The sequence below is a fragment of the Cellulophaga sp. F20128 genome (genome assembly GCF_023015805.1).
Classification (GTDB): domain Bacteria; phylum Bacteroidota; class Bacteroidia; order Flavobacteriales; family Flavobacteriaceae; genus Cellulophaga.
Genome location: NZ_JALKBA010000066.1, coordinates 1 through 634 on the forward strand (window position 1 = coordinate 1; position 634 = coordinate 634).

General features: G+C 43.8%; 1 pseudogene. It reads right to left on the reverse strand.

What is annotated here, in order from left to right:
- Positions 1-634, reverse strand: a pseudogene (locus MWU65_RS17490) (hypothetical protein); the annotation flags it as partial.

The window sequence follows — 634 nt, forward strand, 5'->3', positions numbered from 1 at the left end:
GCCGAACAATCGTCACACCCATCACCGTCTAAATCTTGACAAACAGAAGGGTCTAGAGGATCCGTGTCGTCACCATCGGCTACACCATCGTTATCATCATCAGTGTCACTGGCATCACAAATGCCATCTCCATCGGTATCTGTACCGTCATTGGCTGGATCAAAATTATTACCAGCTCTAAAATCGGTATTTGAAGTAGCGGAACAATCGTCACAGCCATCACTATCTAAATCTTGACAAACAGAAGGGTCAAGGGGAGCGGTATCATCACCATCTAAAACCCCGTCGTTATCATCATCAGTATCACTGGCATCACAAATGCCATCCCCATCGGTGTCTAAACCGTCATTGGCTGGATCAAAATTATTACCTACACTAAAATCTGTGCTTGAGGTTACGGAACAATCGTCACACCCATCCCCATCTAAATCTTGACAAATAGAAGGATCTAATGGATCGGTATCATCACCATCTAAAACCCCATCATTATCATCATCAGTATCACTGGCATCACAAATACCATCTCCATCGGTATCCAAACCGTCATTGGCTGGATCAAAATTATTACCAGCGCTAAAATCGGTATTTGAAGTAGCGGAACAATCGTCACACCCATCCCCATCTAAATCTTGAC